Origin of the sequence: Rathayibacter rhapontici (genome assembly GCF_001995175.1) — a bacterium.
Lineage (GTDB): Bacteria > Actinomycetota > Actinomycetes > Actinomycetales > Microbacteriaceae > Rathayibacter.
The window spans coordinates 1-21,290 of record NZ_MUKN01000061.1 but is presented as its reverse complement, the minus strand read 5'-3'; the positions used below and the strand labels follow the sequence as shown (position 1 = coordinate 21,290).

Sequence of the window (21,290 nt, the reverse complement as noted above, 5' to 3'; positions counted from 1 at the left end):
GGCGGCCCAGGCGCTCGCGAAGCCGCGGACCCGGGCGCGGGGTGCGCGCGGGCGACGGGCAGGACGCGGGCGATCACGGCGTGCTCGAGGGCGCGGAGGTAGGCGGTCGCCACGATGGCCTCGCGGTCGAGCGGCACCTCCTCGAACTCCCGGATCGAGAAGTCGTCCCGGAGACTGCCGTGGGCGCTCCTGCTGTAGCTCTCGACGTCGAACGGCTCCGCGATGCCCATGACCCCGCCTCTCCTGCCGACGGCGTCGACGCTACCCCTCATCCTCCGCCGCCCGCTCGACGGGATCCTGGGAAACGGCGGAACGGACGGCGCCGGGCGCGGGGCGGGTCGCGGGTGCGCGCCCTGGAAGACTGGTGCGAGGTGCCGAGCGGCGCGGGAACGGGGGTCCGGATGAATGCGCGCCTGCCCGCGATCGGCGCCGTCGTCCTCGCCGCCGTCTGCTTCGGCACCACCGGGACAGCTCAGGCGCTGGGAGCCGGCGGCGTCGATCCGCTCCTGCTCGGCGCCGCGCGCATCGTCCTCGGCGGTGCGCTGCTGGCCCTGCTCCTCGGCGTCGAGACCGTCCGGTCGCGCCGGGTCGCGCGCCCCTCCGCGGCGGTGCTCGTCCTGGTGCTGCTCGGAGCCGGGGGAGTCGCGGCGTACCAGCCCGCCTTCTTCACCGGCACCGCCGAGAACGGAGTGGCCGTCGGCACGATCGTCGCGCTGGGCTCGGCGCCGGCGTTCACGGGTCTGCTCGAGTGGCTCGTCCTGCGCACCGTGCCCAGTGCGCGCTGGTTCGCGTCGACGGCGCTGGCGGCGGTCGGGGTGGTCCTCCTCGCGGGACTCCTGTCGGGCGGCGGATCCGCGGGCGTCTCGGTGCCGGGGCTGCTCGGCTCGGCGGGTGCGGGCGCCTCCTACGCCCTCTACGCCGTCTGCGGCAAGCTGCTGCTCGAGCGCGGATTCACGCCCGCGGCAGCGATGGGCTCCCAGTTCGGAGTCGCCGCTCTGCTCTCTCTGCCGGTGCTGCTCGCGGGGGATCCGACCGTGCTGGCTCCGGCACTCCCCGCCGTCCTCTGGCTCGGTGTCGTGACGGTGGCGGTGGCCTACACGTTCTTCGCGCGGGGCCTCCGGGTCCTGCCGGCCGCGACCGTGTCGACCCTCACCCTGGTCGAGCCCGCGACGGCGACCCTCCTGGGCGTCGCGCTGCTCGGCGAGGTCCTCACGCCCGACGCGGTCCTCGGGGTGGCGGTGCTCGTCGCCGCGGTGCTCCTGCTGGCCGTGCCCGGCCGCCGTCGTGCCGCGCCGCTCGGACGCTGACCGGGCCCGCTCGAGTCTCGTCGCCGCCCGAGTCCGCCGAGCCGGTCACACGGACGGCTGGGGCGGAGCTGTGGCGGTTGCGCCCGTGCTCAGGCGCAGGCCGACCTCGGAGCCCTTGACGACCGACGTCCCGGCTGGGGGCTCCGTCAGCGCGACCTGTCCCGTCGGCACATCCGAATCGATCTGGGCGGTGTCGCCGACCATCAGGCCGGCCGCTCGGAGCGCGCTCGTCGCTGCGTCGACGCTGCGACCGGACACGTCGGGGACGGTCACCTGCGGTGCCGTCAGGAAGGACTCGTCCGCGCGGGCGAAGGCGCGCCCGCCGTAGGCGTCGTCGTACGCCGCCATGACCGGATTCCAGATCCGATGGCGCGCGAGGATCGCGGACCCGCTGTCGAAGTCGATCGAGTCCAGCGCCATGCGGTCGCCTGCCGGGTTCAACGGCGAGATGCTGCCGACCCACACGGCGAGCGCGACCTCGGTGGAGGCGCCGAGCGTCCAACCGTCCGCCGCCGCATCGGTCGTCCCGGTCTTGGTGATGTGCTCGGTGCCGTCCCCCGGGCTCGCGGCAGCGCCGGTCCCCTGCGACGTGACCTGGAGGAGGGCGTACTGAGTGGCGTGGGCGACGTCCGAGCCCATCGAGCGAGTGCAGGTGGATTCGGGGGCGGTGATGTCCTCCCCGTCCGGGCCCACGATCGAGTCGATCGCGACGGCCGAGCAGGTGACCCCGTCGTTCGCGATGCCGGCGTAGGCGACGGCCATCGTGAGCGGGGCGATCTCGTTCGTGCCGAGCACGGTCGCCGGTGACTTCAGGAGCGCCGTGGCGTCGGCGCGGTGCACGCCGAACGCCTCGGCTGTGTCGCGGATCGCGCAGAGGTCGAGCAGGTGCGCCATGCCGATGAATCCGGTGTTGATGGACTGGATCGTCGACTCGAGCGCATTGAGCGAGTCGGGGAAGATCTGCCCGCCGTTGTTCTGCGGATTGAAAGAGGCGTAGTTCTGCGTCCCGTCGCAGCTGTCGCGGAAGCCGGTCCAGTTCTGGTTCCGCGCGTCGAACTGCTCGAGCAGGGTGTGATCGTTCTCCAGCCACTCGATGAGGGTGAAGACCTTGTACGTCGAACCCGTCTGGAAGCCGTTGCCGCCCCCGTACGCCGCGTCGACATTGAGGTTGATCGCGGAGTACTCGCCACCGTCCTCCGACGCGATCTGCTCGGGGTCCTGGCTGTAGCGCTTGTTCTGCACCATCGAGAGGATCCGCCCGGTGCCGGTCTCGACCCCGACAGCGGCGGCGCCGACGTCGAAGCGGGGATCCGTCGCGGGGACCTGCTCGGACATGACGTCGGCCGAGCGCTGCTGCATCGTGAGGTCGATCGTCGTGTAGACCTTGAGTCCGCCGCGCTTCACCGCCGCATACCGCTCGTCGTCGGTGTCGCCGAGTGCGCGGTCGTTCCGCAGCACATGCGAGACGTAGTCGCAGAAGTACGCCGCGTCCCCGGCGGTCTGGCAGCCGGTCGACGGCGGGGTGATGCGAGGCTGCAGGGCCTCCTCGACTGCGGCGTCATGCGCGGCCTCGCCGATCCTCCCGTACTCGAGCATGCGGTCGAGGATGTAGTCGCGGCGGGCGGTGGTCAGTGCGTAGCCGTTCGCCTCGCCGTTCTCCGCATCGTCCGGACGATCGAAGCGGAACTTCTCGGGATTGTTCACGATGGCCAGGAGCGCGGCGGACTGACCCACCGTCAGGTCGGCGGCCGGGACTCCGTAGTAGTACTCGGCCGCAGCCTCGATGCCGTAGACCGTCCCTCCGAACAGGGCGATGTTGAGGTAGCCGAGCAGGATGTCGTCCTTCGAGTACTCCTTCTCGAGCCCGATCGCGAGGCGCATCTCCCTGAGCTTGCGCTCCGGTGTCGTCGCCGTGGCGTCGGCGTAGGCCTTCTCGCGATCCGCCTCGTCGCTGATCGACTCGGCCTTCTGCACCAGCACGTTCTTGACGTACTGCTGAGTGATCGACGACCCGCCCTGCGTCTCGCTGTTGAGGACGTAGGTGCTCGCGATCGCGCGCAGGGTGCCCTGGAGATCGATGCCGCCGTGGTCGAAGAACCGTGGATCCTCGCTGGCGACGAGCGCGTCCTTCACGGAATCGGCGATGCGGTCCGCCGAGACCTCGATGCGGTTCTGGTCGTAGAAGGAGGCGAGGAGCATCGGGTCCTCCGGGTCGCCCGCGTAGACGTCCGTCTTCTGCATGAGCGCGCCGACCTCGAGGTAGCTCGGCAGCGATTGGAACGCCGAGATCGTCCCCGAGGTGGCCGCCCCGGTCAGGGCGACGGCGGGGGCGACCGCGAGGGTCGCGAGCAGTCCTGCGATCACGCTGACGACGACGAATCCGACCAGCGCGCCGAGAGCTCCGTGGACGGTTCGACGGGGCTGGAAGACGGGGACGTTCGGTCGCTTCAGGATGGATCCTCTCGCTGCACCAGCACTGTAGGCGAGGCGGCGGTGAGACCCGTGCAGGCGCGCTGCGCTCGGTCGAGCGCAGCTCCGATCACTCGGTGAGCAGGTCGCCGTCGACGTCGGCGGCGTCGCTCGGGTTCACCGGCGCCTTGCCCGAGCTGATCTGGAGCGGGATGACGGCGCCGTCGACCGCGTCGGATCCGGCGCTGGGGGTCGTCCAGACGACGGCACCGGCGGGGACCTCCGCCGAGTCGACGATCTCCTGGTGCCCCGCGGTGAAGCCGGCCGCCTGCAGCGTCGCGGACGCCTCCGCGACGGTGGCGCCCGTCACGTCGGGGACCTCGGTGACCGACGAGGCGCGGGTGGAGTAGCCGAGCATCGAGGACGGCGGGTCGATGAAGTCGTCTCCGCCGTACTTGGAGTCGAGTGCGGTCATGATCGGGCGGAAGATCGCGTGCCGCGAGGAGGCGGCCTGGATCGTGCCGTCCTCGCCCGTGATCCGGACCTGTCGGAGATTGGCCTTCTTGCCGTTGTCGAAGCCGTTGATGCTGCCGACCCAGACGGCGAGGGAGGCGGAGCGGCTGGCGCCGGCGGTCCACACGTCGGCCGCGTCGTCGGTCGTCCCCGTCTTGCCGATGTGCTCGATCCCGTCGTTCGGGTTCGAGGACACCCCGGTGCCCGAGGTCATGACGCGCTGCATCGCGTACTGCATGCCGTGCGCCACCTCGGGGGAGACCGCCGGGGCGCAGTCCGCGCCGGGAACGGCCACCGGGGCGCCGTCGGCACCCGTGATGCGGTCGATCACGATCGGCTCGCAGGCGACTCCGTCGTTGGCGATGCCCGCGTAGGCGCCGGCGACCGTGAGCGGGGCGATGGTGTTCGTGCCCAGCACCGTGGCGGGGGTCGACCACATCTCGGTGTTCGTGGCGGTGTGCATCCCGAAGGCCTCGGCCGTGGAGCGGATGTCGCAGAGGTCGAGCTGACGCGCCATGCCCATGAAGCCGGTGTTGATCGAGCCCTGGGTCGCCATGACAGCGCTCATGGACTCGCGGTTGTCGGAGGGGGAGTCGTTCTTCGGACGCCAGCTGCCCACGCTCGTCGTGCCGCCCGCGTCGACGTTGCACTTCTGCGGGTAGCTGCGGAAGCCGGACGTGGGGGAGGGGAAGCTCTCGTTGAGCGTGTGACCGGCGGTCAGCCAGTTCGCCAGCGTGAAGACCTTGTACGTGGAGCCCGTCTGGACCCCGCGGCTGCCGCTCATCGCCTCGTCGACGTTGAGGTTCACCGCACTGGTGCCGGGCGTCGCGGCGAGGACCTCGGGATCCTGGCTGTAGACCGTGTTCTGCACCATCGAGAGCACGCGGCCCGTGCGGGCCTCGACGCTCGAGGCGGTCGCGCCGATCTCGAACCGCGGGTCCGTCTGCGGCACGTAGGCGTTCAGCGCCGCCTGCGACACCTGCTGGATGTCGAGGTCGAGCGTCGTGACGACGTCGAAGCCGCCCTGCCGGATCTTGGCGTAGCGCTCGTCGTCCGTGGCTCCGAAGACCTCGTCGTTGCGGAGCACGTTGAGCACGTAGTCGCAGAAGTACGCGGCGTTGCCGGCGGTCGCGCAGCCGGTCGAGGGCTGCGTGATGGCGGGCGTGATCGGCTCCGCGACGGCGGCGTCGTGGGTCGCCTGGTCGATCTTCCCGTACTTCAGCTCCTCGCGGAGGATGTAGTCGCGGCGGTCCTTGGTCACGGCGTAGCCGTTGGCGGCGCCGTTCACCTCGCTCGAGGGGTTGTCGAAGCGGAACTTCTCGGGGTTGTTGACGATGGCGAGCAGCGCCGCCGCCTGCGCGGTCGAGAGCTGGCTCGCCGGGATGCCGTAGTAGTAGTTCGCTGCGGCCTCGATGCCGTAGACGGTGCCGCCGAAGAGCGCGATGTTGAGGTAGCCGAGGAGGATGTCGTCCTTCGAGTACTCCTTCTCGAGGCCGATCGCAAGGCGCATCTCCTTGAGCTTGCGCTCCGGCGTCGGCGCGGTGGCGACCTTGTACGCCGCGGCGCGCTCCGCCTCGTCCGCGATCGACTCCGCCTTCTGCACCAGCACGTTCTTCACGTACTGCTGAGTGATCGAGGAGCCGCCCTGGAGGTCGTCGCCCGACAGGGTCACCGCGAGGGCGCGCAGGGTGCCCTGGACGTCGATCCCGCCGTGCTCGTAGAAGCGCGGGTCCTCGCCGGCCACGGCGGCGTCCTTGGCCGTCTGCGCCACCTCGTCCCAGCCGACCTCGACCCGGTTCTGGTCGTAGACGGAGGCGAGGAGCGTGGTGCCGTCGCCCGCGAAGATGTTGGTCCGCTGCATGGTCTGGCCGACGTCGAGGTAGCCCGGCAGGTTCTGGAACAGGCCGATCGTGTTCGTCGTCGCGAGACCGGTGAGCGCGAGCGCGGGGGTCACCCCGACCGTGATCAGGACGCCAGCGACCATGCTCATGCCGATGAACCCCACGATCGCCCTCAACGACATCCCGAGCGGCCTGTCGGAGCGGCGGGACGCAGTGGGGAGAGCCATGGAGCGGAGGTCCTTTCGGCGCGGCGGACCGCGGTCTTCGTGGGGGAGGGGCGGCGGAAAGCCTCGCGACCGTCGCGCGATGTCCCCCGTGAGAATGGTACGTGACCGACCCCTCGCGCAGGGGTCCTCCGGCAGGAGGACATCCGCTCTGGCGGGGGATGTACAGCCGATGCTCCGACCTGGTAGCCGCGGCGCGGACCCGACCGCAGCGGGTCGACCGTCACAGGGCTTCCTCCGAGCCGATGCATCCGTATCGTGGGGGGTGCGGGCCCTCGCGAGCTCCGCACGGCAGCACCTCGTTCCAGCACCACTCGGCACCAGCCGGCCCCGGGGCCCCGGGACGGCCCCCTGCAGGCAGGAAGCACACACCATGGCACGCATCCACGACGACGTGACGCAGCTCGTCGGCAACACCCCGCTCGTCCGCATCAACCGCCTCTCCGGCGCCGAGAGCGCCGTGGTGCTCGCGAAGCTCGAGTTCTACAACCCGGCGAACAGCGTGAAGGACCGCATCGGAGTCGCGATCGTCGATGCGGCCGAGGCGTCCGGCGAGCTGCCGCCGGGCGGCACCATCGTCGAGGGCACGAGCGGCAACACGGGCATCGCCCTGGCGCTCGTCGGCGCGGCGCGCGGCTACAAGGTGATCCTGACGATGCCCGAGACCATGTCCGTCGAGCGCCGGGTCCTGCTGCGCGCCTACGGAGCCGAGATCGTGCTCACCCCGGGCGGCGAGGGCATGCGCGGAGCGGTCGAGCGCGCTCAGGCGATCGTGGCGGAGACCCCCGGGGCGATCCTCGCGCGCCAGTTCGAGAACGCCGCGAACCCCGAGGTGCACCGACGCACCACCGCCGAGGAGATCTGGAACGACACCGACGGCGAGGTCGACGTGTTCGTGGCCGGCATCGGCACGGGCGGCACGATCACCGGCGTCGGCCAGGTGCTCAAGGAGCGCAAGCCCGGTGTGCGGATCATCGGCGTCGAGCCGATCGACTCGCCGCTGCTGACGCAGGGCACCGCCGGTCCGCACAAGATCCAGGGCATCGGGGCGAACTTCGTCCCGGCGAACCTCGACCGCGACGTCTACGACGAGATCATCGACGTCACCCTCGACGACTCGGTCCGCGTCGCCCGCGAGATGGCGGCGCAGGAGGGGATCCTCGGCGGCATCTCCTCCGGCTCGATCATGTGGGCGGCGCTCGAGGTCGCCAAGCGGCCCGAGAACGCCGGGAAGACGATCGTCGCCATCGTGTGCGACTTCGGCGAGCGGTACATCTCGACCGTTCTGTACGAGGATCTCCGCAGCTGAGCTCCTCGGCCTCGCACCCGGGAGCGCTGACCCGGCTCCGGGAGGACGTGCGCAGCGCCCGGGTGCGCGATCCCGCCGCGCGCAGCTCGCTCGAGGTGGTGCTCTCGTACCCCGGTCTGCACGCCGTCTGGGCGCACCGCGTCGCGCACCGCTGGTGGCGGCGCGGATTCCGCCTGCCGGCGCGCCTGCTGTCGCAGCTGGCGCGGGCGGTGACGGGGGTCGAGATCCATCCCGGCGCGGTGATCGGCCGCCGCCTCTTCATCGACCACGGCATGGGAGTCGTGATCGGCGAGACGGCGCGGATCGGCGACGACTGCCTGCTCTACCACGGGGTCACGCTCGGCGGGCACTCGACCCGGCGCGAGCGCCGGCACCCGGCGATCGGCGACCGGGTCGTGCTGGGCGCGGGGTCGGTCGTGCTCGGACCGATCGTCCTCGGCTCCGACGTGAGCGTCGGGGCCAACGCCGTCGTCGTGAAGGACGCGGTCGACGGAGCGGTGCTGGTCGGGATCCCGGCCCGCGACCTCCGCGCCGCCGGTCGCGCCGACGCCTCGCTGACGGATCCGGGCTTCTTCATCGACCCGGCGATGTACATCTGAGCGGTCCCGCCGCCACCGGGGCGGTGGGACGGCGCCCGCTCAGTCGTCGGCGGGGTGCGCGATGCTCCGCGGCGAGCTCTTGATCCGGGCGAAGGCGTCGAGCGCGTGCGCCCGCGTCTCCTTGAGGTCGAGGATCGGCGCCGGGTAGTCCTCGCCCTCCGGTGTGAGGGTCTCGGCGAGCGTCCACGGCTCGTGGATCGCGGAGCCCTCGACGGCGGCGAGCTCGGAAACGTTCTTCCGCAGGTAGTCGCCGGCCGGATCGAACTTGTGCGACTGGGTGACCGGGTTGAAGACCCGGAAGAACGGCGACGCGTCGGCGCCGGATCCGGCGACCCACTGCCAGTTGGCGGCGTTGCTCGCTGGATCCGCATCGACGAGCGTGTCCCAGAACCACTCCTCGCCCACGCGCCAGTCGACGAGCATGTTCTTGATCAGGAACGAGGCGGTGACCATCCGGACGCGGTTGTGCATGTAGCCCGTCCGCCAGAGCTCGCGCATGCCGGCGTCCACGAGCGGATAGCCGGTGCGGCCCCGGTGCCACGCGTCGATGTCGTGCTGCGTCGCGTGCGCCCAGGGAAAGCGGTCGAAGCGGGTGTCGAAGTTGGCGGTCGCCAGATCGGGCCAGTGGAACAGCAGGTGGTAGCAGAACTCGCGCCACAGCACCTCCGAGGCGAAGCGCTCCCGTCCCTGCTCGTGGTGCGGTCCCTCGCCGCGCGACTCCACCACGGCCTGCCACACCTGGAAGGGGCTGATCTCGCCCCAGCGCAGGTGGGCCGAGAGGTTCGAGGTGGCGTCGTCGGCGGGCCGGTCGCGGCCGTCGGAGTAGTCGTCGAGCTGCTCGGCGATGAAGGCCCGCAGCCGATCTGCCGCGGCCTCCTCGCCCGGCACCCAGCGCTCTCGGAGCCCGCCCGCCCAGTCGGGACGGGTCGGCAGCAGACCCCAGCCGTCGAGCCGGTCGGACTCGACGGCGGAGGAGACTCCGTCGATCGAGCGCGGCCGGGGGAGCGGCGCACGCGGCGCCTCCTTCTTCTTGCAGGCGCGGGCGAACGGCGTGTAGACGGAGTAGGGGCCGTTGCCGCCGGTCTGCACGGTCCACGGCTCGAACAGGAGCGAGCCCTGGTGGCTCTCGGCCTCGGTGCCGCGCGAGCGGAGTCCCTCCTTCACGGCGGTGTCGACGGCGCGCTCAGCGCCTCCGTAGCGCCGGTTCCAGTGCACGGCGCCGGCGCCGAGCTCCTCGGCGAGCTGCAGGATCACGGCCTCCGCAGGTCCGCGGCGCAGGATCAGCGACCCGCCGATCGAGGAGAGGTCGTCGCCCAGCGCGCTGAGGCTGCCGTGCAGCCACCAGCGGGCCGCGCCGCCGAGCGGCCGGATGCCCGGCGACTCGTCGTCGAGCACGTAGCAGACCGCGAGCGGGGCGCCGCGCTCGATCGCCGCCCGCAGCGCGGGGTTGTCGGCCAGGCGGAGGTCGTCGCGGAGCCAGACGAGGGTCGGGGAGGAGGTGCTCATGGTCCCTCCATGATCCGCGAGGCCGACCTCGCCGCGAAGTGCTGGCCGCGCCGTCCGGGGAGTGCTAGCGGGGAGCCCGCCTGGGGAGGAGCGACTGCGCTCCGTCCTCGTCGCGGGTCAGGCCGAAGCGACGTTCGCGCGGAGCTTGTCGCAGAGCGCCGTCAGCTGGGCCAGCTCGTCGTCGTCGAGCGCGTCGCCGACGTGCTGCGAGATCGTCGCCATGTGACGGAGTGCCACGTGGCGGAACAGGTCGTAGCCCTCGTCGGTGATCGCGATGACCGTGCCGCGGGCGTCGTTCGGATCCTCGCTCTTGCTGACGTAGCCGCGGCTCACGAGCCGGTCGATCAGCCGGCTGACGCTGGGCTGGGTGAGCAGCACGTGCTTGTTGAGGTCGCGCAGCCGTGCGCGGCGCTCGGGCTGCCGGGTGAGGTTGAAGAGGACGTCGTACTCGTTGAGGGAGATCTCCTTGGAGGGGAACTCGCTGCTGAGCGCCCGCATCACGTGCACCTGCGCGCGGAACAGCGCCTCCCAGGCGGCGACAGCGCGTCTCGAACCCACCGGACCTCCTCCGTCGTGCCCAGGATACGGGGTCGCCACTCGGCGGGGAGCGCAACTGCGCGATCCGTACGGCTGCCGCGCCTACGGCTCCGAGGCCCCGCGCCGGAACGACAGAAGGCCGGCCGCTGAGGCGAGCGGCCGGCCTTCATTCCCTTGCACCAAGAGTGTCCTGCAATCACATTCGCGCTTCGCCGCCACAGCAAACGACTAACGCTCTTGAACTATATAACGGATCGATAACGCCGCAAGCTCCCATTTCCTGACACTTCCCTGAGCCCCGCATCCACTCGCCGACCCCTCCCGGAACGCGCGCCGAGCTCCTCCATCCGGAGCCGCCGACCACCCCCGCCCCGCTCCTCGCGACGGCGTCTGACGGCGCGCCTGCTACCGGCACCGAGGCGATCGAGTCCCCGCGAGAGAGCGCTTCGGACCTCTTGGAGCAGGCCGTCCTCAAGCCTCCCGTCGAGGAGGCCGCCGGAGCGACCTGACGTCCGTCACACCATGCCGGCGAAGCCGCACCTCGTCCGGACCGTGCCGGCGAAGCCTAGGCCACGCGCCTCGGCCAACCGCCCGTCTCGAAGGCGATGGGCGAGAAACGCGTGCGAGCGTTTCGAGCGAGCCGAACGCACCTCGCTCTGCGGAACGCGACCCGTCGCGAAGCCGACCGCGGTTGAGGGAGCGCTCGCGCTCCCTCAGCGAGCAAGCACCGCCCGGCCCCTGAGGGAGGAGCGCTTGCGCCCCTCCCTCAGAAAAGGTCGGGCGACGGCGTGGAGGCGTAGCGGATGGCGACGTCGGCGTGGCGGTCGAAGCGGTAGCCGACGCCGCGGACGGTGCGGACGATGTCCTCGTAGCGGCCGAGCTTGGCGCGGAGGCGGCGGACGTGGACGTCGATGGTGCGCTCGTTGGGGGCGTCGTCGTCGGCGGCTCCCCAGAGGGAGGCGATGAGCTCGGCGCGCTCGATGGTGCGTCCCTCGCGGAGGACGAGGTACTGCAGCAGCTCGAACTCCTTGTAGGTGAGGGCGGTGGTCTCGTCGTCGAGGATCACGCGCTTGCGGGAGATGTCGATGACGACTCCACCGGGTGCGCGGTCGGGGTCGGGCTCGGCGTCGGCGCGGCGCTTGGCGACGGCGGCCGGGTCCTGGAGGGCGAGGCGGACGACGTCCACGTCGCGGCCGCCGGCGCTGCGGGGCGAGGGCGACGGAGGCGTAGGTCTCGGCGTCGGGGGCGAGGAGCGCGGTGACGCGCTTGAGCTCCTCGACGAGGCGGCCGAGGTCGACTCCGGCGGCGCGGGCCTTGGCCTCGTCGATGCCGACGTAGAGGGCGAAGCCGCGGGCCTCGGTGCCCTGGGGCACGGCGCGGAGGCGGGGGGCGGCCGGGAGGCTCTCGGGAGCGGCCTGGAGGCGGGGCGTCTCGAGGGCGGCGGGAGAAGGGACGGTGCGGGCGTGGAGGAGGGACATGGCAGATCCTTGGGGCTGGTCGATCCGGGACGAGTGTCCGGGAGAGCGGATCCGGGTGTGCGCTGCGGTGCCGGTGTCCGCGTGGCGCGGTCCGGCGGGGGCGGATGGAGTTCATCCGAGGGGTTCGCCGCGCCTGCAACGCCGTGCCGATCGGACGGGGCGTGGAGCCCGGTCAGGAGGATCGGAGGGCGGAGGCTGTGCGGGAACCCGGCGAGGTCAGTGCCTCACGCACACATTCGACAACACATGACGAGGCCGCCGGCCATCATCATGCCGGCATCCCCGATGGCCTCAAGGGAGGTCAGGGCGTGCGCGTTGTCAGTCATGGGGGACAGTAAAGCGGACTGTGACGGACCGAGTCAACAGATTTCAGGTCCGCGTCCAGGATCCGGCGCAGGATCGGCTCCTCCGGGCGCTCGACGGCACCCGGAGGAGGGAGCGATCAGCCCGCGAGGCCGTAGAGCCGGTCGCCCGCGTCGCCGAGGCCCGGGACGATGTAGCCGAGCTCGTTCAGGTGGTCGTCGAGCGCGCCCAGGACGATGGTCACCTCGCGGCCCTCGAACGCCTTCTCGACGGCGGCGAGACCCTCCGGAGCAGCGAGGAGGCAGACGGCGGTGACGTCGACGGCTCCGCGGTCGAAGAGGAACCGGATCGCCGCGATGAGCGAGCCTCCGGTCGCCAGCATCGGGTCCAGGACGAAGCACTGGCGGTTCGAGAGGTCGTCGGGCAGGCGCTCGGCGTAGGTCGTGGGCTCGAGCGTCTCCTCGTTGCGCGCCATGCCGAGGAAGCCGACCTCGGCGGTCGGGATCAGCTTGACCATGCCCTCGAGCATGCCCAGGCCCGCGCGGAGGATCGGGACCACCAGCGGCTGCGGGTCGCTGAGCGCGAGACCCGTGGTCTGCGTGACGGGGGTCTCGATCGTCACGGTCCTGGTGCGGACGCCGCGCGCGCCTCGTAGGCGAGCAGGGTCATCAGCTCCTCGGCGAGCTGCCGGAAGGTGGGGGAGGGGGTGCGCTTGTCGCGCAGCACGGTGAGCTTGTGCGTGATCAGCGGGTGGTCGGCTACGTGGACGCGCATAAGCTCAATCTACTTCCCGGTCCGAGCGCGGCCGGACCGGACGCGGGCACGAGGGGGCGCGATGCGCGACAGCGACCTCCGCCTCCCCTCCGCCGCCGACGACTGGATGGGGCTCGCGCTCGACGAGGCCCGCCGCGCCGCGGGCTGGGGCGACGTGCCCGTCGGGGCCGTGGTGGTCGACTCCTCGGGTCGCGTCGTCGGGCGGGGGCGGAACGAGCGCGAGCTGCGCACCGACCCGACCGCGCACGCCGAGGTGGTGGCGCTGCGGGACGCGGCGGCCGCCCGGGGCGACTGGCAGCTCACGGGCTGCACGCTCGTCGTGACGCTCGAGCCGTGCGTCATGTGCGCCGGGGCGATCCTGGCCGCGCGCCTCGACCGCGTCGTGTTCGGCGCATGGGACGAGAAGGCGGGAGCGGTGGGCTCGCTGCACGACCTCCTCCGCGATCGCCGGCACACCTGGACGACCGAGGTGTACCCGGGCCTGCGCGCCGAGGAGAGCACGCGGCTGCTGCTCGACTTCTTCCACGCCCGGCGCTGAGCGGGCGGACCCTCAGTCGCGGGAGTGCCCCGCGAGCCACTCCGCGAGCACGAGCTCCGTCGCCCCGCGCATCCGGTCGAAGCGGCCCTCGCGCACGTCAAGGTCGAGCTCGGCCGCCGTGTAGCCCGCCGCGGCCGCGTACTCGGCGTCGCCCTCGAGCCAGCGGGCGGCCATCGCGCCCGTGAGCTCGGGATGGAACTGCACCCCGAGCAGCCACTCGTCGATGCCGAAGGCCTCGACCTCGTAGGCCTCGGAGGAGGCGAGGAGCGTCGTCCCCGCAGGCAGGGCGAAGGTGTCGCCGTGCCACTGCATGACGGGCACGCCCGCGACGTGGCGCAGCGGCGAGCGCATCCCCTCGGCGGTCGGCGCGATCGAGCGGAACCCGACCTCGCGGGTGGGCCCCGGGTGCACGTCCGTGCCGAGCGCGGCGGCGATCAGCTGAGCGCCGAAGCAGATCCCGAGGGTCGGACGGCGGTGGTGCAGCCGATCCTGCAGCAGGGCGATCTCGGGTGCGATGAACGGGTGGCGGGCGGTCTCGTAGACGCCCGCACTGGAGCCGAGGGTGACCACCAGATCCGGCTCGTCGAGATCGACGGAGCCCAGATCGGTCGCCGCGAGCGCCTCCACGCTCCAGCCCTGATCCTGGAGCATCGGCTCGAGGACTCCGAGTCCCGCTCCCCGCTCGTTGACGATCGCCAGCGCGCGTCGCACCTCAGCCGGCGCTCTCGTGCGGGGGAGCCGGGTGGGGGACGGGAGCGGTGCCCGCTCCACCGACGTCGGATGCGCTCACGTGGTCTCCTCGAGGATCCTGGTGGTGCCGGTCGGTGGTCGGATCATCCTAGGGTCCTGCCGGACCGTGCGAGGACCCCGTCGCGGGGCGGGCGAGGGGCCGCCGCGTCCGGCTTCGTAGGATGAGCGGGTGACCGACGACACCGTGCTGCTCCCCTCCATCGCCGTGCTCGGCCTGGGCTCGATGGGCGGTGCGATCCTCAGCGGGCTGCTCGCGCCCGGCGTGCGCATCGAGGGCGGGGTCCGGGTGACGAACCGCGACGCCGCCAAGGCCGCCGCGTGGAAGGACCACCCGGTCGTCACCGCGTTCGCCACGGGGGACGACGCCGACGCGAACCGCCGCGCCGTCGAGGGCGCCTCCGTCGTGCTCGTCGCGGTGAAGCCGCACATGGTGCCCGCGCTGCTGGAGGAGATCGCCGACGCGCTCGCTCCGGGGACCGTCGTGGTGAGCGTCGCGGCCGGAGTCACGGTCGCGACGTTCGAGAGCCGACTGCCGGACTCGGTGCCGGTGCTGCGCTCGATGCCGAACACGCCGGCCGTCGTCGGCCGCGCCGTCACAGGGCTGAGCGCCGGAACGCGTTCGAGCGACGAGGACCTCGCGCTCGTCCGCCGCCTGTTCGAGACGGTGGGCGAGGTCGTCGAGGTCCCGGAGTCGCAGCTGGACGCGCTCTCGACGATCTCGGGCTCGGGACCCGCCTACGTGTTCCTCCTGATCGAGGAGCTGATCGCGGCGGCGATCGCCAAGGGATTCACCCGCGGGCAGGCGTCGACGATGGTGACGGGCACGTTCCTCGGCGCGGCCGAGCTGCTCGTGCACTCGGGCGAGGAGCCCGCCGAGCTGCGCCGCCGGGTCACGAGCCCGAACGGGACGACCGAGCGGGCGATCGCCGTGCTGCAGGAGGCGGACATGGCGTCGCTCTTCGCCCGGGCGACGGACGCGGCGCTCGCGCGCGCGCGGGAGCTCGCCGCGTCCTGAGACGCCCCGCGCCTACGAGCCCAGGGCTGCGAAGCGCTCGATGTCGCTGGGCGTGCCGCTGACGACGATGAGGTCGTGGTTCGAGACCACGGTCTGCTCGGTCGCGTAGGTGAACGGCTTGCCGGGGCTCTTGACGCCCACCACCGTGACGCGGTGCTTGCGGCGGACCCCCGACTCCGTGAGCGTGAGACCGCGGATGGGCTTGGGCGGGTACATCTTGGCGAGCACGAAGTCGTCGTCGAACTCGATGAAGTCGAGCATCCGGCCCGAGACCAGGTGCGCCACGCGCTCGCCCGCCTCGGCCTCGGGGTAGATGACGTGGTTCGCGCCGATGCGCTCGAGGATCTTGCCGTGCGAGCGCGAGATGGCCTTGGCCCAGATCTGCGGGATCTTGAGGTCGACGAGGTTCGCGGTGATGAGCACGGACGCTTCGATCGAGGACCCGACGGCGACGACGGCGACCTGGAAGTCCTGCGCGCCGATCTGCGCGAGGGCGTCGAGCGAGCGCGCATCCGCCTGCACCGCGTGGGTGACCCGCTCGGACCACTTCTGCACGAGCCCGGCGTCGGCGTCGACGGCGAGCACCTCGCGGTCGAGTCGGTCGAGCTGGCCGGCCGTGGCGGCACCGAAGCGCCCGAGGCCGATCACCAGCACCGGGGCGTCGTACCTGATGCGGTCAACCAACGATGGGCCTCTCTTCCGGTCGTCTGAACAACTGCCTCCGCTGACTCGCGGCGAGCGCGGCGGCGAGAGTCACGGTACCAACGCGGCCCATGAACATCGTCAGCGCCAGCACGTAGACGCCGGAGGGCGGGAGCTCCGCCGTGATCCCCGTCGACAGCCCCGACGTCGCGAACGCCGAGATCACGTCGAACAGCACGTAGTCGAGGGAGGCCTTCGTGATGTGCAGGATGATCACCGACGAGACGGCGACCGTCGTCGCTCCCCACAGCACGACCGAGACCCCCAGGCGCAGGACGTCGTTGGGGATCCGGCGGCCGAACGCCTCCATGTCGTTGGTGCCGCGGGCCTCCGCGAACGCGGCGAGGAACAGGATCGCCAGCGTCGTGACCTTGATCCCGCCCGCGGTCGAGGCCGAGCCGCCGCCGATGAACATCAGCATGTCGGTGACGAGCAGGCTGGAGCCGTTCAGATCGGGGATGACGATGGTCGAGAAGCCGCCCGACCGGGTCATCGTCGAGAGGAAGAACGACTGGAAGACGGTGTCGCCCGCGTCGAGCACGCCGAACGTCTTCGGATTGTCGAACTCGAGCACGATGTAGAGCGCCGCCCCGGCGACCAGCAGGATCAGGGAGGTGACGAGCGTGAGCTTCACGTGCACCGACCACTTGCGCGGGCGGCGCCAGCCGCGCGAGAAGGCGTAGATGACGGGGAAGCCGATCGAGCCGAGGAAGACGCCGATCATCAGGATCCCGAGGAACCAGTAGTCGTCCTGGAACGGGGTGAGCCCGGCGGCGTTGGGCGAGAACCCGGTGTTGGTGAACGCCATCGCCGAGTAGTAGAAGGAGTGCCACACCGCCTCGCCGACCGGGATCCCGTCGATCAGCATCCGCGGGAACAGCAGGAGTGCGACGACGATCTCGATCACGGCGGCGCTCACGGCCACCGTGGTGAGCAGCCCGCCGATCTCGCCGAGCCGCACGGCCTGGCCCTCGGCGACGGGCCCCGAGTGGATCCGCAGCGGGTTCGAGTCGCTCGCGACCATGAGCTTGGCGCGGAGGCCGAGGCGGCGCGAGACGGCCATGCCCATGATCGACGCCAGGGTGAGCACGCCCAGTGCGCCGATGTTGACGCCGATGAAGATCACGGAGTGGCCGAACGCCGACCAGTGCGTCGCCATGTCGACCGTGGCCAGGCCCGTGACGCAGATGACGGACATGGCGGTGAAGAACGCGTCGTGCAGCGGAGTGACCTCGCCGGCGGTCGTCGAGACCGGCAGGGAGAAGAGGAGCGTGAAGACCAGGATCAGCGCCGAGAAGATCAGGATCGCGAAGCGCGAGGGGGAGCGGCCGGCGAAGTCGTCGATGAGGTCGCGGGCCCGCTCGAAGCCCGACCACGGGGAGACGGGCGAGACCCCGACGGGGCTGCGGAACTGCTGGCGAACCACCACGGCGGATCCTCCACTCGATCGCGGCCATGCTACCCGCTCGCCGTGCCGCGCCCGGGCCCGACGACGGGCGTCGGCGCCGCTCCCGGGCGCCGACGCGGGGTGCTGACTACTCTGGGCGCATGCCGGACATCTTCGCGGTGATCGCCGACGGCACCCGCCGCGACATCCTCTCCCTCCTGCGCGAGCAGAGGGAGGCGGGCCCGTCGGGCGCCGGGGGCATCAGCGTCTCGCAGCTCGTCGCCCGCCTCGAGCTCAGCCAGCCGACCGTGTCGAAGCACCTCAAGGTGCTGCGCGACGCGGGACTCGTCACGGTGCGCGAGAGCGGGCAGCACCGCTTCTACGCCCTGCAGTACTCGCCGCTCGAGGAGGTCGAGGACTGGCTGCTGCCGTTCCTCGAGGAGGACGACGAGCCCGCTCTGCTCGACGCGGCGGCCGCGGCCCGGGCGGAGTCGCTGGGCCGGGCGATCGCGGAGCGCACGCACCAGGTCAGCACAGTGGTGCAGGACATCCAGCGCGGCGTGAGCGAGGGGGCGACGAAGGTCGCCGAGGCGCTGCGCATCCGGAAGTGACGCGTGTCGGGGCGCTCGCCGCGACGGGGGTCTGCTAGGCCGTGACTCCGGGCGCCCGCTCGGTCGTGTAAGCTCGCGTGAGGCATTTTCTCGTAAGCGGCCGTCCGTCGGGCGGTCGACCCCCCTGAACGTTGTGAGGTCTTCGTGGGTTCTGTTATCAAGAAGCGTCGCAAGCGTATGGCGAAGAAGAAGCACCGCAAGCTGCTTCGCAAGACTCGCCACCAGCGTCGCAACAAGAAGTAGGCCCCGGCCTCTTCCCCTTCGAGCGTCCGCTCCCCTCCGGGATCGGGCGCTCGTCTGCGTCCGGGGACGCTCCGGTCGCGCGCGGCGGTGCGGCTGCGCGCCCTGCGCCAGCGCGGTCGGGCCGCCCGCGCCTCCCCTCTAAACTGGGAGCATGGTGGACATCGCGCTGACTCTCGTGGGGAAGCCCGGCTGCCACCTCTGCGACGACGCCCGAGCGGTGGTGCAGGGGGTCCTCGCCGAGCTCGGGCCCGCCGCTCCGGCCGTCTCGCTGACGGAGGTCTCGATCCTGGACGACGCCGAGCTGCACGAGCGCTTCGTCGAGGAGATCCCCGTCCTCCTGATCGACGGTCGCGTCCACAACTACTGGCGCATCGACCCCGTCCGCCTCCGCCGAGCCCTCCTGGAGCACTCATGACCGTCCGCCACGTCGTCGCCTGGAAGCTGAACGCCGTCGACCCGGCGCAGCGGGCCGAGCACACCGAGCAGATCTCGGAGGCGCTGCGGGGACTGCTGCCGATCATCCCCGAGATCGAGTCGATGACGATCGGGAAGAACACGCTGTTCCCGAAGGACAACTTCGACATGGTGCTGATCGCGGACTACGCCGACGCCGACGCGCTGAACGTCTACGTCGAGCACCCGGAGCACCGCCGCGTCGCGGGCTTCATCCGGCCCCTCGTGCGCGAGCGGGCCTGCGTCGACTTCGAGGTCTGACCGCTCCCGACCGACGGCGGCCGATCGCCGTTCCGACACGCGTCCGTGACCGGATCGTTGCGGTGGACCCCACACACGGGGGACGGAGTGGCCTCCGAGTGAGGCTGTGATCCGCATAGTCTCTTTGCGGGGACCGCCGCTCCCCGCATCCGGGGTGCACTCAGCACTCCGCCGGGGAGGAACATCCATGTCACGTCAGCGACGCCGCACCGCGGCCTCCGCGCTCGTCCTGGCCGCGCTCGTCGCCGGCCTCGCGCTGCCCGCCGCCGCTCAGGCGACCGAGCTGGTGCCCGGAGTCTCGCGCCCGCGGTCACGGAGCCGGTCGCGCCGGTGGTCCCGCCCGTCGAGGAGGTGCCGCCGGTCGTCGAGCCGGAGCCCGAGCCGGAGCCGGAGACCCCGACCGTGCCGAGCGTGCCCTCCGAGGAGCCGGCGCCCCAGGTGCCGGGTGTGCCGTCGCAGCCGGAGCAGCCGACCACGCCGTCCGAGCCGGAGCCCCAGCCGAGCACGCCGACGCAGCCGGAGCAGCCCTCGCAGCCCCAGCCTGCGCAGCCGAACCAGCCGGCTCCGCAGCCCGCTCAGCCGAATCAGCCCGCCCAGCCGGCTCAGCCGAACCAGCCCGCGCAGCCGCAGGCTCCGGCCGGAGGCTCCGCCGGCGGTACCGCCACCACCGAGGCCGGCACGACGGCTCCGCGGCCCTCCGCCCCCGGTCGCACCCTGCTCTCGACCTCCGCCGCCGACCCGGCCGCGGCACCTGCTCCGGTCGCCGAGGGGCAGCCGGTCGCCGAGGCCGCGGCTCCCGCCGTCTCGGTCTACCTCACCCGCGACGCGGGAGTGGACCCGGGTGCGCTGACGCTCGATCTCGCCCGCTTCTACGGAGTGGGAGCCGCCTACGCCGGATTCCAGCGCGGCGAGAGCGTCTCGGGCGTGCTGCGCGCACCCGACGGCACCGAGACTCCGCTGACCGGCGACGCCCGCCAGGACGGCGCGACGACCAGCACGGGCTCGGCCACGGTGCCGGCCGCGGCGCTGTCGGCGACGGGCGAGTACACGATCACCGTCACCGGCGACCGCGGCTCCACCGCCTCGACCACCTTCTCGCTCGTCGCCTCCACCGGGCCGGGCGTGCTCGTCGAGCCGCGCGACGGCTCCGGCACCGAGACGGGCGCTCCCCGCGGCGCGGTCTGGGGCTTCGACTCCGGCGAGGCCGTGACGATCGCCGCGGTCACGCCCACCGGCGTGAAGGCGGACCTCGCGGTCGGCCCCCTATCGGTCCGGGTCGACGACCTCGGCTGGTCCGACCTCGTGCTGGGCGACGCGATCGTGGCGACGCCGACCGCTCCGGTCTACTGCCTCGTCGCCACGGGCACCGCCTCCGGGCGCACCGCCGCCGTGACGGTCGGCTACCCCGTGGACGGCGTCTCGGCCGATCTGCCCGACGCGGCTCAGGTCTGCGGCATCGCGATCGCGACCGCCGGCGCTGAGCCGGTGCTCCCCTCCACCGAGGCGTCCGGGCAGACGGCCGGAGTGGCGCTGACGATCGGCGCCGGTGCGCTGGTGGCCGTGATCCTCGCGGTCGTCATCGCGAACATCGTGATCCGCCGTCGCCGCGAGTACGACGACCTCTTCATCGGCGGACCGCTCCCGCACCCGACGCAGGAGTGATCCGACGCCGGCGCGAGCGCCGGTCAGGACGCGGAACGCCCGCGGGACGATGATGTCCCGCGGGCGTTCCGTGGTTCGGGGGCGACCAAGGCGTGCTGACCACGAGAGATCGTGATCGGCACGCCCTGGGTGCTCAGTCGATCCGGCTGAACCGCAGCAGGATCGTGCGCGCCTCGGGGCGCAGCTGGAAGTCGGGCCAGACGTCCGGGCCGCAGGCGCGGGAGCCCAGGCCGTGCTGGGCCGCGTCGATCGTGAGGACCGAGCGCGTCGACTCCGGGAGCTCGTGCGGGTGCTGCGCGACGCCGATCTCCTGCGGCGTGTGCCGGGCGAGGGTGAAGCCGGGCAGGCGGCCGTGCAGATCGGGGGCGGCCTCGATCCGCAGGCGCGGTGCGCCGTCCTCGTGCAGCACGAGCTCGCGCACCGACGAGCGGTGCCCGCTCTCCTGCGGCCGCGCGTACGGCGTCGTCAGCGCGTCGATCTCCGCCGAGAACCGACCCACGCGGGCGGCGCGGAGGCTGTCGGGGTACGACTCGAGCGGACCGGTGCCGAACCACTCGGCTCCGCCGATCGCGCCGGCAGCTCGAACGTGAGCCCGAGGCGCGGCCAGACGAGGTCCCAGCGGCCCGTGGGCGCGAGGTCGGCGCGGAGGACGACCGCGTCGCCGTCGGCCGTCCAGTGCTCGTCGACCAGGAGCGCCGCGTCGAGGTCCGCGGCGGACCAGCGGGTGCGGCGGCGGACGCCGTCCGAGGTGTCGAGGCTCTCGAGCCGGGACGTGAGGCGGTCCAGGCCGACCTCGCGCCAGCGGGCGGCCGAGGACGGGGCGGGCACTCCGCGTCCATAGCCGGCGTTGGGGTCACCACTGAGGTAG

General features: G+C 72.0%; 19 protein-coding genes and 3 pseudogenes. 10 read left to right on the top strand and 12 right to left on the bottom strand.

Features of this window, described 5'->3' with window-relative positions; genetic code table 11:
- The coding region (locus tag B0T42_RS16010) for a hypothetical protein (RefSeq protein WP_139344543.1) at positions 1–230 on the bottom strand (230 nt) is incomplete at its 3' end.
- 171 nt (positions 231–401) lie between these two features.
- Here B0T42_RS16010 and B0T42_RS16005 point away from each other — a divergent pair.
- Positions 402–1,307 (top strand): DMT family transporter, encoded by a 906-nt coding sequence (locus tag B0T42_RS16005; protein WP_077224061.1) that lies wholly within the window; start codon positions 402–404, stop codon positions 1,305–1,307.
- A 45-nt stretch (positions 1,308–1,352) separates the two neighbouring features.
- On the opposite strand, the gene B0T42_RS16000 is transcribed toward B0T42_RS16005, so the two are convergent.
- Together B0T42_RS16000 and B0T42_RS15995 are read right to left on the bottom strand one after the other, a co-directional pair.
- Positions 1,353–3,671 carry a transglycosylase domain-containing protein gene (locus B0T42_RS16000; RefSeq protein WP_077224060.1) on the bottom strand — a complete coding sequence of 773 codons (2,319 nt, stop codon included), beginning with the start codon at positions 3,669–3,671 and terminating at the stop codon, positions 1,353–1,355.
- 175 nt (positions 3,672–3,846) lie between these two features.
- Complete coding sequence (locus tag B0T42_RS15995; protein ID WP_158078156.1) at positions 3,847–6,297, bottom strand: penicillin-binding protein; 2,451 nt, start codon at positions 6,295–6,297, stop codon at positions 3,847–3,849.
- A gap of 370 nt (positions 6,298–6,667) precedes the next feature.
- On the opposite strand from B0T42_RS15995, the gene cysK reads away from it, so the two are divergent.
- Together cysK and epsC are read left to right on the top strand one after the other, a co-directional pair.
- Positions 6,668–7,603 (top strand): cysteine synthase A, encoded by a 936-nt coding sequence (gene cysK, locus B0T42_RS15990; RefSeq protein WP_077224058.1) that lies wholly within the window; start codon positions 6,668–6,670, stop codon positions 7,601–7,603.
- A gap of 47 nt (positions 7,604–7,650) precedes the next feature.
- The gene (gene epsC / locus B0T42_RS15985) at positions 7,651–8,202 is read left to right on the top strand and encodes a serine O-acetyltransferase EpsC (protein ID WP_236720348.1); all 552 of its coding nucleotides are present in this window, start codon (positions 7,651–7,653) and stop codon (positions 8,200–8,202) included.
- A 39-nt stretch (positions 8,203–8,241) separates the two neighbouring features.
- On the opposite strand, the gene B0T42_RS15980 is transcribed toward epsC, so the two are convergent.
- The 4 genes and pseudogenes from B0T42_RS15980 to upp form a co-directional block, all read right to left on the bottom strand.
- Positions 8,242–9,708, bottom strand: a complete 1,467-nt coding sequence (locus tag B0T42_RS15980; protein ID WP_077224057.1) for a cryptochrome/photolyase family protein — start codon at positions 9,706–9,708, stop codon at positions 8,242–8,244.
- A gap of 117 nt (positions 9,709–9,825) precedes the next feature.
- Entirely contained in the window at positions 9,826–10,206 is a 381-nt protein-coding gene (locus B0T42_RS15975; RefSeq protein WP_077224064.1) for a MarR family winged helix-turn-helix transcriptional regulator, read from the bottom strand.
- A gap of 805 nt (positions 10,207–11,011) precedes the next feature.
- Positions 11,012–11,723: pseudogene (locus tag B0T42_RS15970) on the bottom strand (winged helix-turn-helix domain-containing protein).
- A gap of 442 nt (positions 11,724–12,165) precedes the next feature.
- Positions 12,166–12,800, bottom strand: a pseudogene (gene upp, locus B0T42_RS15965) (uracil phosphoribosyltransferase).
- Between the two features lie 61 nt (positions 12,801–12,861).
- Here upp and B0T42_RS15960 point away from each other — a divergent pair.
- The gene (locus B0T42_RS15960; RefSeq protein ID WP_236720347.1) at positions 12,862–13,338 is read left to right on the top strand and encodes a nucleoside deaminase; all 477 of its coding nucleotides are present in this window, start codon (positions 12,862–12,864) and stop codon (positions 13,336–13,338) included.
- A 12-nt stretch (positions 13,339–13,350) separates the two neighbouring features.
- Here the strand turns inward: B0T42_RS15960 and B0T42_RS15955 are convergent, their stop codons facing one another.
- Positions 13,351–14,049, bottom strand: coding sequence for a glutamine amidotransferase-related protein (locus B0T42_RS15955; RefSeq protein ID WP_077224056.1), 699 nt, complete (start codon positions 14,047–14,049; stop codon positions 13,351–13,353).
- 208 nt (positions 14,050–14,257) lie between these two features.
- Here B0T42_RS15955 and proC point away from each other — a divergent pair, with 208 nt between their 5' ends.
- Positions 14,258–15,103: a pyrroline-5-carboxylate reductase gene (gene proC / locus B0T42_RS15950; protein ID WP_077224055.1), complete on the top strand. Its 846-nt coding sequence runs from the start codon at positions 14,258–14,260 to the stop codon at positions 15,101–15,103.
- 12 nt (positions 15,104–15,115) lie between these two features.
- Here proC and B0T42_RS15945 read toward each other — a convergent pair whose 3' ends face one another.
- Together B0T42_RS15945 and B0T42_RS15940 are read right to left on the bottom strand one after the other, a co-directional pair.
- On the bottom strand, positions 15,116–15,787 hold the full coding sequence (locus B0T42_RS15945) for a potassium channel family protein (RefSeq protein WP_055790397.1): 672 nt from the start codon (positions 15,785–15,787) through the stop codon (positions 15,116–15,118).
- Entirely contained in the window at positions 15,780–17,150 is a 1,371-nt protein-coding gene (locus B0T42_RS15940; RefSeq protein WP_236720350.1) for a TrkH family potassium uptake protein, read from the bottom strand. The genes B0T42_RS15945 and B0T42_RS15940 overlap by 8 nt, the downstream gene beginning before the upstream one ends.
- Positions 17,151–17,353: 203 nt before the next feature.
- On the opposite strand from B0T42_RS15940, the gene B0T42_RS15935 reads away from it, so the two are divergent.
- The 5 genes from B0T42_RS15935 (at position 17,354) to B0T42_RS15915 (ending at position 20,422) form a co-directional block, all read left to right on the top strand.
- Positions 17,354–17,803 carry an ArsR/SmtB family transcription factor gene (locus B0T42_RS15935; RefSeq protein ID WP_077224054.1) on the top strand — a complete coding sequence of 150 codons (450 nt, stop codon included), beginning with the start codon at positions 17,354–17,356 and terminating at the stop codon, positions 17,801–17,803.
- A gap of 144 nt (positions 17,804–17,947) precedes the next feature.
- Positions 17,948–18,046: a 30S ribosomal protein bS22 gene (locus tag B0T42_RS15930; protein WP_003792170.1), complete on the top strand. Its 99-nt coding sequence runs from the start codon at positions 17,948–17,950 to the stop codon at positions 18,044–18,046.
- A gap of 151 nt (positions 18,047–18,197) precedes the next feature.
- Positions 18,198–18,461, top strand: a complete 264-nt coding sequence (locus tag B0T42_RS15925) for a glutaredoxin family protein (protein WP_077224053.1) — start codon at positions 18,198–18,200, stop codon at positions 18,459–18,461.
- A complete protein-coding gene (locus tag B0T42_RS15920; RefSeq protein ID WP_077224052.1) occupies positions 18,458–18,760 on the top strand; it encodes a Dabb family protein in 303 nt (100 codons plus the stop codon). The genes B0T42_RS15925 and B0T42_RS15920 overlap by 4 nt, the downstream gene beginning before the upstream one ends.
- Before the next feature lie 330 nt (positions 18,761–19,090).
- A complete protein-coding gene (locus tag B0T42_RS15915; RefSeq protein ID WP_077224051.1) occupies positions 19,091–20,422 on the top strand; it encodes a hypothetical protein in 1,332 nt (443 codons plus the stop codon).
- A gap of 133 nt (positions 20,423–20,555) precedes the next feature.
- Here B0T42_RS15915 and B0T42_RS15910 read toward each other — a convergent pair whose 3' ends face one another.
- Both B0T42_RS15910 and B0T42_RS21575 read right to left on the bottom strand, forming a co-directional pair.
- Positions 20,556–20,990, bottom strand: a complete 435-nt coding sequence (locus tag B0T42_RS15910; RefSeq protein ID WP_236720349.1) for a beta-galactosidase small subunit-related protein — start codon at positions 20,988–20,990, stop codon at positions 20,556–20,558.
- Positions 20,888–21,290: pseudogene (locus B0T42_RS21575) on the bottom strand (hypothetical protein); the annotation flags it as partial. The gene B0T42_RS15910 and the pseudogene B0T42_RS21575, both read right to left, overlap by 103 nt.

What these genes read in the sequence shown, in the direction of transcription:
- B0T42_RS16005 (WP_077224061.1), top strand. Translation starts at nt 402, where the DNA reads ATGAATGCGCGCCTGCCCGCGATCGGCGCCGTCGTCCTCGCCGCCGTC.
- B0T42_RS15995 (WP_158078156.1), bottom strand. Translation starts at nt 6,297, where the DNA reads ATGGCTCTCCCCACTGCGTCCCGCCGCTCCGACAGGCCGCTCGGGATG.
- cysK (WP_077224058.1), top strand. Translation starts at nt 6,668, where the DNA reads ATGGCACGCATCCACGACGACGTGACGCAGCTCGTCGGCAACACCCCG.
- B0T42_RS15980 (WP_077224057.1), bottom strand. Translation starts at nt 9,708, where the DNA reads ATGAGCACCTCCTCCCCGACCCTCGTCTGGCTCCGCGACGACCTCCGC.
- B0T42_RS15975 (WP_077224064.1), bottom strand. Translation starts at nt 10,206, where the DNA reads ATGCGGGCGCTCAGCAGCGAGTTCCCCTCCAAGGAGATCTCCCTCAAC.
- B0T42_RS15960 (WP_236720347.1), top strand. Translation starts at nt 12,862, where the DNA reads ATGCGCGACAGCGACCTCCGCCTCCCCTCCGCCGCCGACGACTGGATG.
- B0T42_RS15935 (WP_077224054.1), top strand. Translation starts at nt 17,354, where the DNA reads ATGCCGGACATCTTCGCGGTGATCGCCGACGGCACCCGCCGCGACATC.
- B0T42_RS15925 (WP_077224053.1), top strand. Translation starts at nt 18,198, where the DNA reads ATGGTGGACATCGCGCTGACTCTCGTGGGGAAGCCCGGCTGCCACCTC.
- B0T42_RS15920 (WP_077224052.1), top strand. Translation starts at nt 18,458, where the DNA reads ATGACCGTCCGCCACGTCGTCGCCTGGAAGCTGAACGCCGTCGACCCG.